Origin of the sequence: Parasaccharibacter sp. TMW 2.1884 (assembly GCF_023337695.1) — a bacterium.
GTDB classification, from domain to species: domain Bacteria; phylum Pseudomonadota; class Alphaproteobacteria; order Acetobacterales; family Acetobacteraceae; genus Bombella; species Bombella apis.
Genome location: NZ_QORR01000006.1, coordinates 1 through 12,994, shown reverse-complemented (window position 1 = coordinate 12,994; position 12,994 = coordinate 1). Strand labels below are relative to the sequence as shown.

Genomic DNA, 12,994 nt, shown 5'->3' with positions numbered 1-12,994 from the left:
AGCTCCCCATCTGGAAGGCACTGAACGGGGCCACCATGGCCTCCCTCTTGCCCAACAGCAGAAGGCCCCTCCATGCTGACACCTCCGCACCAGGCGGCATCCCTGCCGGATTTCTTTTACCGCCCCCTCACCCTGCCTGTTGCCACAGCCCCCCGCCTCGTTGCCCTGAATACGGACCTGGCACAACAGCTCGGCCTTGATGTGGACTGGCTGCACTCTGCCGAAGGGCTGGCCTTTCTCTCCCGCGGGCTGCTGCCAGGCCGGGATGACACGTCACCAGGGCCTGTGGCGATGGCCTATGCCGGACACCAGTTCGGCCAGTTCGTTCCCTCTCTGGGTGATGGCCGGGCCGCCCTCATTGCCGACTGCCAGATGGAAGATGGCTGTCTGGTGGAGCTCCAGATAAAAGGAACAGGCCCGACGCCCTTCTCCCGCAGCGGTGATGGCCAGAACACGCTGGGGCCCGCCTTGCGGGAATATCTGGTGAGTGAAGCCATGCATGCTCTCGGGATTCCTACCACAAGAGCACTGGCCGTATTGACGACCGGTGACATGGTAGACCGGAGCGAGGGCCCCGTACCCGGTGCCCAGATCGTACGGGTGGCCCGCAGCCATGTCCGGGTCGGCAGTTTTCAATATGCTGCGGCGCATGGCGGGCTGGAGCATGTCCGCCAGCTGGCGGATTTCACCATCCAGCGCCTGTTCCCCGACCTCGCTGCGGAAGGGCCGGGCCGTTATCTGGCGCTGCTGAAAACCACCATAAAACAGCAGGCCCAGCTTGTGGCACGATGGATGGAGGTCGGCTTCATCCACGGTGTCATGAACACTGACAACTGCGCCCTCTCCGGGGAAACGCTGGATTATGGCCCCTGCGCCTTCATGGACCGGTTCGACCCCATGAAACGCTTCAGCTTCATCGACAGGGATGGCCGCTATGCCTATGGCCGGCAGCCCGCCCTGGCCCTGTGGAATCTCAGCCGTCTGGCAGAATGTCTGTTTCCACTCTTTGATGACGATGAGGACAGGGCCATCGACCAGGCGCAGGAAGCCCTGCATGATTATGATGGGCTGTTCCACCATCACTGGCTGGCAGGTTTCCGGCGCAAGCTGGGACTGGAAACACGGGATGACCATGACATCCGCCTGCTGGAGCATGTTCTGGAAACCATGCATACCGGGCAGGCCGATTTTACGAACACCTTCCGCATGATGGGCTCCCCGGAAGTCGCCATCGACGGGGATTATTCAGCCCTGCGGGACCTGTTCCCCGGCAACAGGGGCCATTTCGACCTGTGCCGGACAGAAATCCTTCATCGCCTGACGCTGGAAACGCGCCCGCCAGAACTCCGCCAGAAAACCATGCAGGGCACGAACCCCCGCATCATCCCCCGCAACCATCAGGTTGAAGCGGCACTGTCACAGGCCATGACGGGCGATTACCGGCTGTTCCACAAACTTCATGAAGCCCTGAAGACCCCTTTTGCCGAGGCCGATGACGGGCTGGATGCTGCCCCCCGGCCAGAGGAGGAAGTCCACCACACATTCTGCGGGACATGACACTCCCCGCCACTGTCAGGCGGGGAAAGCTCTTTTCACTGCGTCAGGCTGCGGACACGCTGAAGGGCCTGATCCAGCCCTTTCGTCGAGAAAAAGAGCTTCATCGGCTTGCCGGAAAACGTCATGGCCGTGAAAACGGCCTTCGGCTCTTTCAGCAGGCTGGCCCATTGCTGGTCATCAAAGCTCAGGGGAACAAGGCACCCTGTCGGCAGGCAGGTGGAAAAGGAATAGACATCCCCTACAGGCTGGGAGGCGTTGGTCAGTGTCAGGCCACGAACCAGGTCCAGCCCGAAGGGCACCGTAGCCACACCACGCACCTGCGTTCCGTCAGTCTCAAGACGGATGCTCATGACCCGCCTGTGGGACCGGGGCTCCAGCGCCTGCTGCTGCATGGCGCACTGAACATGACCATCCCCCCCTGCCCCATCATCAGGTGCCAGGCAGGCCACATCCCAGTCCTGATAACGCTCCCGCAGGGAGCTGGCCCCGTTGGGCAGGCTGGACGCCGCATAGGCGGACACCCCCGACAGAAGCACACAGCCCCAGAGCCCCCCCAACAGTCGCACCGCCACACCACCTTTTGCCATGGTCTTTTTCCGTCCCGAGCCATTTCAGTCGTCCGGCCTTATAGACCATAGGACCCTGCTGGTCACCAGCCTGTCAGTTGCTTTCCCACCAATGCCGCTGCGCCATCCGGGCGGCCGTGCCCACATCCGCCTTCAGTTTGGCATCGCCCTGCGAGGTCTGGATCACACGGTCCGTCTCGGCCTGTTTCCGGGCGAGATCGGCCTTGATGACGTCATCCTCCCGGCTGGCCCTGGTCTCCAGCATCTTCAACTTGAGCTGCTCTTCCTTCAGCTCAAGCTCACGGCTGGCCTCCTTGTAACGCCGGTCATCCTGCCATTCCGCATCACTGCGGGAATTGCGGGCAGCCGCAATGCGGGCGGCACTGTCCGCTGCCTGCCGCCGCAACCTTTCCTGCCTCTGCTGCGTCGCCCGGGCAGCCTGCTGCTGGGCGGCCTCCAACGCCAGACGGCGCTGGTCCTGACTGTCCTGGATGCGCCCAAGTGTCTCGAGCTGGGCAGGGTCTGTCGCCTGTGCAAGGGCGGCACCCCCCATCTCCCAGGGAGCTGCCAGAACCAGAGCCAGCAACATACGATTCCATCCACCTGAACGCATCATTCCATCCTCCTCCGGGAAAGACTCTGCCTCAACGCTTCGGGCAGGCCGCATTGGGCTGGACACGGGTCCCATTCTCACCCGTTGACACCAGCAGTGCCGTACCGGGCCGGTATTCGCAAGTCCGGCCCACCTGTGTGGAGAGCAGGACATCCCCGCCAGCCCGGTCCTGGTAAGCAATCGTCACACCATCAACAAGCGTATGACCACCCACAGCCTGCCCACCCACAAGGGATCCCCCCAGGGCACCACCGGCACCAGCAGCCAGACCACCGCCCCAGCCAGCATGACCAGCACCAACGGCCAGACCACTGCCAAGAGCTGCCCCCAGAATGCCACCGACAATCTTCGCCGTATCGCGGTTACGGGAATTGTCCACGTTCACACGGGCAGCAGACACGGAAATGATCTGCACGGCACGGCCCCGCTGCACGGTATTGACCTGGGACTGGTCATAGACATCCGGCCGTGACTCCTGTCCCGGCGTCACACAGGCACCCAGAGCCAGAAAAGGTACGATCATGACAGCCATCAGGCCACGGGTTTTCAACATGGTCTCTCCACTCTCCAGAACAGCCCACCACAGAATACAGACAGGGCCATGAAAAAAGCCTTCCATTACAGGAACATCCCTCCAGGCAGCACCACCCGGGAAGGCCAACCATCCCTTTTTCCAGAAACAGGAACCCCATCGTCAAGCCGGATTCGTGCAAAATTCTTCCACCTTTACGGGACATCACCGGTCCGATAGTGAACCAGTTCATGTTTCCCTGACTGTCAGACGGACCCAGCCCCATGACCACTGCCAGCACCCTCCCCCATCTCTGGCTGCCCTACAGCCAGATGCAGACCGCCCCCATGCCGGTGGAGGCTGCCGCCACCTCCGGCAGCACCATCACCCTTGCGGATGGACGGACGCTTGTTGATGGCATCGCCTCATGGTGGACGGCCTGCCACGGCTACAACCATCCCCATATCCGGCAGGCCCTCGTCCGGCAGGCAGAAACGATGCCGCATGTCATGTTCGGCGGGATGGTCCACCAGCCCGCCATGACACTGGCCCGGCGTCTGTCAGACCGGCTGCCCGGCGATCTGGAGCGGGTCTTCTTCACCGATTCAGGGTCCGTGGCGATGGAGGTGGCAGCCAAGATGGCCATCCAGTACCAGCTCAACCAGGGGCGGGAAGGGCGGCACAGGCTCCTCTCCTTCCGGGGCGGGTATCATGGGGACACGCTGGCCATGATGGCCGTCTGCGACCCGGAAGAAGGGATGCACCGCCTGTTCGGAGAGGCCCTGACACCGCAGATCATTGCCGACCTCCCCACCACGCCCGGGACGCTGGCGGCACTGGAAACCCTTCTCTCCGAGCGGAGCCACGAGATCGCCGCCATCATCACCGAACCCCTCGTGCAGGGGGCAGGCGGGATGCTCTTCCACGGGCCGGAAACCCTCCGTCATCTCCGCCGTCTCTGCGATGACCACGGCATCCTGCTCATCATTGATGAAATCTTCACCGGGTTCGGCCGGACGGGGACATTTTTCGCCTGCGAACAGGCCGGGATCACGCCGGACATCATCACCCTGTCCAAGGCCCTGACAGGCGGCACCATGCCCCTCGCCGCCACCATTGCCCGGAAACACGTGTTCGAGGCCTTCCTCTCGGATGATCCGCTCCATGCCCTCATGCATGGCCCGACCTTCATGGCCAATCCACTGGCCTGTGCCGTGGCCAATGCCTCGCTGGACCTGTTCGATCAGGAGCCACGGCTGGAACAGGTCCAGTCCATCAGTGCCCAGATGGCAGCAGAGCTGGAACCCTGCCGCTCCCTGCCCGGCGTCAGGGATGTCCGTGTTCTGGGTGCCATCGGTGTCGTGGAGCTGGAAACGCTGGATGACCCGGAGGCCCTCAAGCGGGCCTTCATCGAAAAGGGCGTCTGGGTCCGTCCCTTCCGGCGCATCGTCTATCTCACGCCCGCCTTCACCATCACGCCCGATGAGCTGAGCAGACTGACCGGCAGCATCCATCATGTCCTGAAGGACCATCTGGGATGAACACCCTCCAGTCCGCCCTTCAGGCAGCCCTGCATGAGCGGGACCGCCAGCATACCCGCCGCCATCTTGTCCCCGTGGAACGGCAGGGCGGCTCTCTGCTCCGTCAGGGCCGGAAGCTGGTTGATGTCACCTCCAACGACTATCTCGGCCTTGCGGACCATCCCCTGCTGCGCCAGAGGGCGGCAGACTGGGCGGAACGGTACGGCACGGGCGCACGGGCCTCCCGCCTTGTCAGCGGTACCCTGCCCCTGCACACGCAGCTGGAAGAAAAACTGGCCCGCTTCAAGAAAAGCGAGGCGGCCCTGCTGTTCGCCAGCGGATGGCAGGCCAATGCGTCCCTGCTCCCCGCCCTCAACCACCTGTCCCGCCAGCAGACGGGCCATCCGGCCATCCTCTTCATGGACCGCCTGAACCATGCCAGCCTGCATCATGGCTGTCTGGCGGCCGGGCTGCGGCAGGTGCGCTTCCATCATAACGATCTTGCCCATCTGGAAACCCTGCTGGACCGCCATGCCGACCAGAAGGGCCTGAAATTCGTCATCACCGAGACTGTCTTCTCCATGGATGGAGACCGGGCCGACATCCCCGCCCTGCGGGCACTGGCAGACCGTCACGGGGCCTTCCTTTACGTTGATGAAGCCCATGCCACCGCCGTTCTGGGGCCGGGTGGGTGCGGCCTGTCCAGCGGGCTGGCGGACATCACCATGAGCACGGCCAGCAAGGCCCTGGGTGGAATGGGAGCCTTCGTGACGGGAAGTCGGGCCCTCTGCGACTATCTGGTCAATCAGGCCTCCGGCTTCATTTACAGCACGGCCCTGCCCCCTGCCTGCATCGGGGCACTGGATGCCGCCCTTGAGATCGTCCCTTCACTGGAGGCTGAACGCCTGCATCTCCAGCATCAGGCCAGCCGTCTGCGCCAGCGACTGAATGATGCAGGGTGGAAGACAGGCCCCTCCAGCACACAGATCATTCCGGTCATGATCGGAGACAGTGAAACGGCCCTGCATGTCGCCCGCTCTCTGGAGGAAAAAGGATTCCTCAGCATTGCCATTCGTCCGCCCACCGTCCCGCCCGGCACGGCCCGCCTGCGGATCGCTCTGGAAAGCCGCCTTTCCGCCACCACCATAGACCAGCTCGGCAACGCCCTGCTGGACAGCCTGCGGAGTGTGACGCCCCGATGATGACGCTCCATTTCCTGCATGGCTGGGGCTATGATGCCAGCTTCTGGACACCACTGCGGCAGCATCTGCCGGAATTCCGGCATGTCTGTGCTGATGCGGGCTATTTCGGAGCGGCGACACGGCCAGACCTGCCGGAAACTCCCTTCTGGGCCGTGGGCCATTCCGCCGGGGCCTGTTCCCTGCTGCCCCTGGAAGCACCGCACTGCCTTGGCCTCATCAGCATCAACGGCTTTGCCCGCTTCACCAGAGACGGGGATTTCCCGGACGGTGTGCCGGAACGCATCCTTCACCGCATGATCCGGCAGCTGGACCGTCAGCCACGGGATGTCCTGCACCAGTTCCGCCAGATGTGTGGAGAGACCGATCCCGTTCTCCCCACCACGCTGGACCATGAAGCCCTGGAAACCGGTCTTGCCGCACTGGCCGGGATGGACCACCGCCCCCTCCTGCCCCGCTGGGAAGGGCGTCTCCACAGCCTGCACAGCCCGGATGACCCGCTCTCTCCTGCCAGAAACGGGCTGGGCCCCGCAGCCAATGGCATCAGCCTGCCCGGCGGGCATCTTCTGCCCCTCACGCACCCGCAGGACTGCGCCATCCTTCTCAGGCGCATCATCAGGGACACTCCTCTGGCATGACATCCCACCGCAAGACCGACATTGCCGCCCGCTTTGATGCCGCCCACGATTATGAACAGGCGGCCTTCATCCAGAAACAATGCGCCCGGATGCTGGCCGGGCGCATCCGCCAGAGCCATCTCCTGCACCCGCCCCGCCGGATTCTGGAATTCGGCTGCGGAACCGGCCTGCTGAGCCGTGAGCTGGTGACCGCTTTCCCGCAGGCGGACCTTCACCTGACCGACCTGGCCCCTGCCATGCTGGACAGGGTCCGCCGGACTCTGGCTCCTCTGCCCGCAACCGTGCATCTTTATGTCATGGATGGGGAACACCCCCAGCCACAGGATGAAACAGGTGGAGGGTTCGACCTCATCACCTCCAGCCTCTGCCTGCAATGGTTCGAGAACCGGGCCGGGGCCTTCCGTAACCTTGTGGCTCTCCTGCGGCCCGGCGGCCGACTGATGGTCAGCACCCTGCTGGCGGGCAGCCTGCATGAATGGCAGGAAAGCTGTGAGGCCGCCGCCATTCCCTGTGGCGTGCCGGACTATCCCACCCTCACGCAGCTTCAGCAGGACTGGCCACCGGGAGGGCATGGCCAATGGGACGCCTGCCCGCTCCACGACCCCAGCCCCTCGGCCCGGCACTTCCTGAAGGGGCTGCGCATGATCGGGGCGTCCCTGCCGAAAAACGGGCATCAGCCGACCCTGGGCCTGCGCAGGGCCATGCGCCATTTTGACAGCCATTTCGACCATGTGACCTATCAGGCCGCCTTCGGCGCCTTCCAGAAAGGACACTGACCACCATGCTCCTCTCCCCCCCCTCTCCTCTGCCACAGGCGGCTCCGCAAGGCGTTTTCGTCACCGGGACGGATACCGGCGTTGGCAAGACGCTCACCAGTGCCATCCTGACGAAAGCGTGGCAGGGCACATACTGGAAGCCGTTCCAGACCGGTCTGGCTGAAGAAGAAGGGGATACACCCACCGTCCAGCGTCTGACCGGCCTGCCGGACAGGCATTTCCTGCCCCCGGCCCATGCCTTTCAGGCCCCCCTGGCACCGGCTGCGGCCGGCCTGCTGGAAGGTGTGACGCTGGACCCTGACCAGCTCACCCTGCCCGCTGTCCCGCAGGCTCCGCTGATCGTGGAAGGAGCTGGTGGCCTCATGGTCCCCCTGACAGATACCATGCTGATGATCGACCTCATTGCCCGACTGGGCCTGCCCGTCATTCTGGTCACACGCAGCGGGCTGGGGACGCTCAACCACACGCTGCTCAGCCTGGAAGCCCTGTATCGACGTGATATTCCTGTCCTCGGCTTCATCACCAACGGGCCAGCCTCTCCCCAGAACAGCCAGATGCTGGAACGGCTGGGACGGACCCGGTCTCTCCATCACCTTCCCGCAATTCCCGGCACACCAGAGCCCCATGATATCAACAGGATAACGGGCCAGTTTCCGTCCTGGGAGGAAATATGGAACCTGAACAGTCCCCTTTAATCAGCATTGAGACTACATTTTTTTAATGTAATCTGCCCTGAAATTACCATTCCCTCACCCTTTGATCCCGGGTTAGACAGGGAACAAGACTGTATGGACAGGCGGGGTTTTGAAAGTACATCATGAAACTGCATCGTCGTGAACTTGTAAAAGCAGGTATGAGCCTCGGAGCAGGACTGGCTCTTGCAGGGGGACGCAGCCTGCGGGCACAGACAGTCGACGTCGCTCCGACCCATTTTGATGACGGTACCGTGCGCTCCCTGGCCCAGGCTCTGGCCGGCAGAAGCTACCATGCACCACCGAAGGACCTGCCTGACTCTCTGGCCCACATGACGTTCGACCAGTTTTCGTCCATCCAGTTCAATCCTGAAAAAACCCTCTGGGGACAGGACCATCTGGCCTTCGATGTCCAGTTCTTTCCCCGTGGCTATCTGTACAAACAACAGGTTGATGTTTTTGAGGTCGAAAATGGCGCCGCCCACCCCATCACCTGCACAGCTGACACATTCAGCAGCCGGGATTCCTCTCTGAACATCAGCGCCGGGGAGGGGTTCTCCGGCCTGCGCATCCGCTATGCCCTCAACCGGCCTGATGTCATGGAGGAATGTGCGGTTTTCCTCGGGGCTTCCTATTTCCGTGCCGTGGCAAAAGGGCAGAATTACGGCCTGTCTGCCCGGGGCTTTGCCAAGGATACCGGCACACCGACCGGTGAGGAATTCCCCGTTTTCCGGGCCTTCTGGCTTGAGAAGCCGGCTACGGGCAGCCAGTCCCTCGTCCTGCATGCCCTGATGGACAGCCCCTCCCTGACCGGTGCGTTCCGCTTTACCATCCGTCCCGGGGAGACGACCCTTTTTGATGTCCAGTCCACCTTCTTCCCCCGTGTGGACATCTCGGCAGGCGGCATCGCCCCACTGACAGGCATGTATTATTTCGATGCCAATGACCGGGTGCATGTGAATGACTGGCGACCTGCCGCCCATGACAGTGAAGCCCTCCAGATATGGACGGGCGCTGGCCAGAACATCTACCGCCCGCTGACCAACCCGACCGACCTCCAGCTCTCATCCTTCAGTGATGCCGGGCCCTATGGCTATGGGCTGATGCAGCGCAAACGGTCCTTCCATGATTATGAAGACCTCGCCCTGCATTACGAAAGGCGCCCCTCCTTATGGGTGGAGCCTGTCGGCAACTGGGGCAGGGGCAGTGTCAATCTGGTGGAGATTCCTACTCCCAGTGAAGTCAACGACAACATCGTATCCTTCTGGCGCCCCCAGTCCCCCATGAAGGCCGGGCAGAGCTACAACTTCACGTATCGCATGTACTGGGGCTGGGACACGCCATGGCCGACCCATCTGGCCCGCATCCATGATACCCGTGTCGGTGCCGTGACGGATCACCCCGACAGGGTCCAGTTCGTGCTGGATTTTGATGGTGAGCCGTTCCGTACACTTTCCGATCCGGCTTCCTATCACCTTGTCGCCCAGACATCGACAGGCAGCATCGGAGCCATCACACTCATGCCAAATCCGGACATCAATGGCATCCGGGCCTTCTTCCAGCTGACCCCTGGGGAGGCGAAACTCTGCGAGCTTCAGGTCCAGCTGGCCAACATGCAGGGGCCTGTTTCCGAGACATGGCTGTACCGCTGGACCCCATGAGAGAGATGCAACACACGCAGCAGACTGCTTTTCTTCCTCCCGAATCTCCCCTGCCCATGCCCGTGCAGGACCTCCACAAGGCACCGGACCGCCATGGCCGGGCCTTCTGGCGGCTCCCTACGACCCCGACGCTGCTCTGGCTGCGGCGCCTGGCCGTGTTTGGGGCCGCTTTCCTCCTGACCGGCTACAGCGTGGTCAAGATCAACGCCGTCTTCAACTCCCTGGGGACAAGCACGCTAGGGATCATCATGCTGGGGCTGTTCAGTATCCTCAGCTTCTGGATCTCCCTGTCCTGCGCCTCAGCACTCGGGGGCTTCTGGGCCATGCTGCGTCATGGCGGGCTGGGGCTTGGCATCCGCCGCACCGGCCCACTGCCGCAACTGTCCGGCAAGACCGCCATCCTGCTCCCCACCTACAATGAGCCGCCCCAGAGGGTGATGACCAATCTCCGGGCCATGCTCAAGAGCCTTCAGGAGACGGGACGGGGCGACCATTTCGACATCTTCATCCTTTCCGACACGACTGATCCAGACATCTGGGTGCAGGAAGAGCAGGCCATTCTGGACCTCCACAAACAGGATTACGCCCGCAAGCACCTGTTCTACCGCCGCCGTTTCAAGAACACGGACCGCAAGGCAGGGAATATCGGCGAATGGGTCACCCGTTTTGGCGGGGCCTACCCGGCCATGCTCACCCTGGATGCAGACAGCCTGATGGATGGTGGACTGATTGTCCGCATGGCAGCCGCCATGGAACAGCATGAGCAGGTTGGTCTCATTCAAAGCCTGCCTGTCATCGTGGGGGGACAGACACTCTTTGCCCGGATGCAGCAGTTTGCCGGACGTGTTTATGGGCCACTGATTGCACAGGGGATTGCCTGGTGGCATGGCTCGGAAGGTAATTACTGGGGCCATAATGCCATCATCCGCACGCAGGCCTTTGCCGAGCAGGCCGGTCTGCCACACCTTCCCGGCAAGCCACCTTTTGGCGGGCATATTCTGAGCCATGACTTCATCGAAGCAGCCCTGATGCGCCGTGGCGGCTGGGCCATCCACATGGTTCCGGGTCTGAGTGGTTCCTATGAGGAAAGCCCCCCTTCCCTGACGGACATTGCCGTACGGGATCGCCGCTGGTGCCAGGGGAACCTTCAGCACGCCCGTATCCTCTTCACTAGGGGGATGCACTGGGTCAGCCGGTCCCACATGCTGGTGGGCATCGGTTCTTACATCATGTCACCACTCTGGCTGCTGTTCCTGCTCTTTGGCATTCTCATTGCCTTGCAGGCACATTTCTATCATCCAGAATATTTCAGCACACAGCGCAGCCTTTACCCACATTGGCCGCACGTGGATCCCATTCTGGCCCGGCTGGTCTTCATCCAGACCATGATCGTCCTTCTGGCCCCCAAGGCTCTGGCTTTTCTTGCCATCTGTCTTGACCCCAAAGAGCGGGAACAGGCAGGTGGTGTGGTACGGCTTGGCTGGTCCATTCTTCTGGAAACGCTCATTGGGGCACTCATTGCCCCGATTGCCATGCTGATCCAGACCTCGGCCATCCTGTCCATCCTGCTGGGCCGTGATTCCGGCTGGAAGGCCCAGAACCGTGACGATGGCAGCCTGCCCTGGGCTGATACGGTGCGAAAATACTGGTTCTACAGCCTGTTCGGCCTCATCCTGAGCGCTGCGGCGTGGTCCGTGTCCCTTTCCCTGTTCCTCTGGATGCTGCCTGTCCTGATCGGCCTGCTACTGGCCATTCCTCTTGTCGGCTTCACCAGCAGCAGCCGGATTGGTCAGGCAATGCGTAAAGCTGGTCTTCTTCTCATTCCTGAAGAAACGGCGCCACCGCCGATCATCCAGAAAGCACATGAAGAACGGAATCACCCACATCCTGTAATTGTGGAGGCTTTTCACGCTCTTCGCAGCAGTTCGGCCCTGAGACATGCCCACCTGCGGACACTGCCTCCCCCTCGGAAGCCAGGAGACCCCATCTCCGTGCCGCTGCTGACTGGCTCCCTGAAGCTTCAGGAAAGTGCAACTCTGGAAGACGCTCTGGCACAGCTGACACCAGCGGAGAAGGCTGCTGTCCTGAGCTGTGGCCATGACATTGCCATTCTGGCTGACCTCCCTGTCAGCACACCCAACCTTACAGATGCGCCACAGCACCACTGACGGTTATACATCTTGAACAAGAGTTGGGGCTGCCCTGATTTTTTTATGGGGCAGCCCCATTGTCTATAACGACGCAGAGCCCATCTCTACAGGCAGAGGTTTCCAGTCGGTATCCCACGGGACCGGCTGGGACCAACCACCATAACAGGCCCTTCGCATGGGGGCGGGAGTAGGTTCATGTCCATCAACGTTGTTTACAAAACCACGGCACGCGCAACCGGTGGCCGGGATGGGTTTGCAGAGACCACAGACGGCAGCTTCCGTGTTGACCTTGGTGTTCCCAAAGAAATGGGTGGCAATGGCAAGGGCAATAACCCGGAGCAGCTTTTTGCTGCTGGTTATTCCGCCTGTTTCCTCGGTGCCATGAAATTTGTTGCTGGTGAAGAGAAGATCGAAATTCCTGCGGACACGCATGTTCAGGCTACAGTCGGCATCGGTCCCCGCTCTGACGGCGGTTTCGGGCTGGAAGTTGCCATTGAGGTGTCCCTGCCGGGTATGGACCGGACGAAAGCCGCTGAGCTGGTGAAGAAGACGGAGTTCGTCTGCCCCTACGCCAATGCTACGAAGGGAAATATCAAGACAGTCGTTACGCTGGTCTGATTAGTTGGAACAGGGCGCTGACCCAGCGCCCTGCCCTTCTGTCTTAAGAGATTGCTTCATTGTAGTGTAGCAATAGCCACGCTGACATCATGAAGGTCTCTTCTTGAATGTCGTAATGACAAGCGCCACTGCTGCCAGTAAGGTAACCCAGAACCCAAATCCAAACGTAATCTGGGATATCACCTTCCTGGCCAACATCCCGGGTCAGGCATTGAGAGCGCTTGCTGGGCAGAAAATTGCCCGAACAATCCACCCAAACCATTCATGAGCCCATTTGTAGAGCTCTGCAGGCACGCTTCCCCACAATATAGCTCTACTGTTAACAAGCAATATGCCGATGGTTCCGTATCAACTTGTTTGGGAGTGTTCGTGGGTATGGATGCGGGGGTAGGATTTGAACCTACGACCTTCAGGTTATGAGCCTGACGAGCTACCGGGCTGCTCCACCCCGCGTTGGTGGGTGGTTTTTATGGGGGTGGGTGAGCGAGGGGAC

At 61.6% G+C, this 12,994-nt stretch carries 12 protein-coding genes and 1 tRNA gene; 9 read left to right on the top strand and 4 right to left on the bottom strand.

The window, feature by feature from the left end:
* Nucleotides 1-72: 72 nt before the first annotated feature.
* Nucleotides 73-1,557 carry a YdiU family protein gene (locus DTI93_RS08890; RefSeq protein WP_103765332.1) on the top strand — a complete coding sequence of 495 codons (1,485 nt, stop codon included), beginning with the start codon at nucleotides 73-75 and terminating at the stop codon, nucleotides 1,555-1,557.
* 35 nt (nucleotides 1,558-1,592) lie between these two features.
* On the opposite strand, the gene DTI93_RS08885 is transcribed toward DTI93_RS08890, so the two are convergent.
* From DTI93_RS08885 to DTI93_RS08875, 3 genes are all read right to left on the bottom strand, one after another.
* The gene (locus DTI93_RS08885) at nucleotides 1,593-2,144 is read right to left on the bottom strand and encodes an invasion associated locus B family protein (RefSeq protein ID WP_166651599.1); all 552 of its coding nucleotides are present in this window, start codon (nucleotides 2,142-2,144) and stop codon (nucleotides 1,593-1,595) included.
* 73 nt (nucleotides 2,145-2,217) lie between these two features.
* Nucleotides 2,218-2,739: a DUF5384 family protein gene (locus DTI93_RS08880; RefSeq protein ID WP_152332660.1), complete on the bottom strand. Its 522-nt coding sequence runs from the start codon at nucleotides 2,737-2,739 to the stop codon at nucleotides 2,218-2,220.
* Between the two features lie 28 nt (nucleotides 2,740-2,767).
* Nucleotides 2,768-3,289, bottom strand: coding sequence for a hypothetical protein (locus DTI93_RS08875; protein WP_043559746.1), 522 nt, complete (start codon nucleotides 3,287-3,289; stop codon nucleotides 2,768-2,770).
* A 242-nt stretch (nucleotides 3,290-3,531) separates the two neighbouring features.
* On the opposite strand from DTI93_RS08875, the gene DTI93_RS08870 reads away from it, so the two are divergent.
* The 8 genes from DTI93_RS08870 (at nucleotide 3,532) to DTI93_RS08835 (ending at nucleotide 12,501) form a co-directional block, all read left to right on the top strand.
* Nucleotides 3,532-4,788, top strand: coding sequence for an adenosylmethionine--8-amino-7-oxononanoate transaminase (locus tag DTI93_RS08870; RefSeq protein WP_086442223.1), 1,257 nt, complete (start codon nucleotides 3,532-3,534; stop codon nucleotides 4,786-4,788).
* Entirely contained in the window at nucleotides 4,785-5,969 is a 1,185-nt protein-coding gene (locus tag DTI93_RS08865; RefSeq protein WP_249080543.1) for an 8-amino-7-oxononanoate synthase, read from the top strand. The genes DTI93_RS08870 and DTI93_RS08865 overlap by 4 nt, the downstream gene beginning before the upstream one ends.
* Nucleotides 5,966-6,604, top strand: a complete 639-nt coding sequence (locus DTI93_RS08860) for an alpha/beta fold hydrolase (RefSeq protein ID WP_249080532.1) — start codon at nucleotides 5,966-5,968, stop codon at nucleotides 6,602-6,604. Before DTI93_RS08865 ends, DTI93_RS08860 begins: the two co-directional genes overlap by 4 nt.
* Complete coding sequence (locus DTI93_RS08855; protein ID WP_249080529.1) at nucleotides 6,601-7,380, top strand: methyltransferase; 780 nt, start codon at nucleotides 6,601-6,603, stop codon at nucleotides 7,378-7,380. The genes DTI93_RS08860 and DTI93_RS08855 overlap by 4 nt, the downstream gene beginning before the upstream one ends.
* A gap of 5 nt (nucleotides 7,381-7,385) precedes the next feature.
* Nucleotides 7,386-8,075, top strand: coding sequence for a dethiobiotin synthase (gene bioD / locus DTI93_RS08850; protein ID WP_249080527.1), 690 nt, complete (start codon nucleotides 7,386-7,388; stop codon nucleotides 8,073-8,075).
* 122 nt (nucleotides 8,076-8,197) lie between these two features.
* Nucleotides 8,198-9,733, top strand: coding sequence for a glucan biosynthesis protein (locus DTI93_RS08845; protein ID WP_081562586.1), 1,536 nt, complete (start codon nucleotides 8,198-8,200; stop codon nucleotides 9,731-9,733).
* The gene (gene mdoH, locus DTI93_RS08840; protein WP_052349015.1) at nucleotides 9,709-11,901 is read left to right on the top strand and encodes a glucans biosynthesis glucosyltransferase MdoH; all 2,193 of its coding nucleotides are present in this window, start codon (nucleotides 9,709-9,711) and stop codon (nucleotides 11,899-11,901) included. The genes DTI93_RS08845 and mdoH overlap by 25 nt, the downstream gene beginning before the upstream one ends.
* 177 nt (nucleotides 11,902-12,078) lie before the next feature.
* Entirely contained in the window at nucleotides 12,079-12,501 is a 423-nt protein-coding gene (locus tag DTI93_RS08835; protein WP_043559686.1) for an organic hydroperoxide resistance protein, read from the top strand.
* Between the two features lie 376 nt (nucleotides 12,502-12,877).
* Here DTI93_RS08835 and DTI93_RS08830 read toward each other — a convergent pair.
* Nucleotides 12,878-12,954 (bottom strand) — tRNA-Met (locus tag DTI93_RS08830).
* Nucleotides 12,955-12,994 lie beyond the last annotated feature (40 nt).